Here is a 1,451-nt window from a genome sequence, read left to right as displayed (position 1 = left end):
AATCTGGTCTCTTTCGCCTTCGGCTTGGAGCATACAAATTGCTTGGGTGTTATATGGTCAAGCCTCACGGGCAATTAGTACAGGTTAGCTCAACGCCTCACAGCGCTTACACACCCTGCCTATCAACGTCGTAGTCTTCGACGGCCCTTCAGGGGACTCAAGGTCCCAGTGAGATCTCATCTTGAGGCAAGTTTCCCGCTTAGATGCTTTCAGCGGTTATCTTTTCCGAACATAGCTACCCGGCAATGCCACTGGCGTGACAACCGGAACACCAGAGGTTCGTCCACTCCGGTCCTCTCGTACTAGGAGCAGCCCCTCTCAAATCTCAAACGTCCACGGCAGATAGGGACCGAACTGTCTCACGACGTTCTAAACCCAGCTCGCGTACCACTTTAAATGGCGAACAGCCATACCCTTGGGACCGGCTTCAGCCCCAGGATGTGATGAGCCGACATCGAGGTGCCAAACACCGCCGTCGATATGAACTCTTGGGCGGTATCAGCCTGTTATCCCCGGAGTACCTTTTATCCGTTGAGCGATGGCCCTTCCATACAGAACCACCGGATCACTAAGACCTACTTTCGTACCTGCTCGACGTGTCTGTCTCGCAGTCAAGCGCGCTTTTGCCTTTATACTCTACGACCGATTTCCGACCGGTCTGAGCGCACCTTCGTACTCCTCCGTTACTCTTTAGGAGGAGACCGCCCCAGTCAAACTACCCACCATACACTGTCCTCGATCCGGATAACGGACCTGAGTTAGAACCTCAAAGTTGCCAGGGTGGTATTTCAAGGATGGCTCCACGCGAACTGGCGTCCACGCTTCAAAGCCTCCCACCTATCCTACACAAGCAAATTCAAAGTCCAGTGCAAAGCTATAGTAAAGGTTCACGGGGTCTTTCCGTCTAGCCGCGGATACACTGCATCTTCACAGCGATTTCAATTTCACTGAGTCTCGGGTGGAGACAGCGCCGCCATCGTTACGCCATTCGTGCAGGTCGGAACTTACCCGACAAGGAATTTCGCTACCTTAGGACCGTTATAGTTACGGCCGCCGTTTACCGGGGCTTCGATCAAGAGCTTCGCGTTAGCTAACCCCATCAATTAACCTTCCGGCACCGGGCAGGCGTCACACCCTATACGTCCACTTTCGTGTTTGCAGAGTGCTGTGTTTTTAATAAACAGTCGCAGCGGCCTGGTATCTTCGACCGGCGTGGGCTTACGCAGCAAGTGCTTCACCCTCACCGGCGCACCTTCTCCCGAAGTTACGGTGCCATTTTGCCTAGTTCCTTCACCCGAGTTCTCTCAAGCGCCTTGGTATTCTCTACCCAACCACCTGTGTCGGTTTGGGGTACGGTTCCTGGTTACCTGAAGCTTAGAAGCTTTTCTTGGAAGCATGGCATCAACCACTTCGTCACCCAAAGGGTAACTCGTCATCAGCTCTCGGCCTTA

Annotated in this window: 1 rRNA gene; it reads right to left on the bottom strand. The window is 53.4% G+C overall.

Annotated elements, in window-relative coordinates:
* Positions 1–53: 53 nt before the first annotated feature.
* Positions 54–1,451: ribosomal RNA gene (locus BM300_RS29785) — 23S ribosomal RNA — on the bottom strand; the annotation flags it as partial.

The organism is Pseudomonas sp. NFACC46-3 (assembly GCF_900114515.1).
GTDB lineage: Bacteria > Pseudomonadota > Gammaproteobacteria > Pseudomonadales > Pseudomonadaceae > Aquipseudomonas > Aquipseudomonas fluorescens_Q.
The sequence above is the reverse complement of the archived record's forward strand: the minus strand, read 5'-3'. Positions and strand labels throughout refer to the sequence as shown.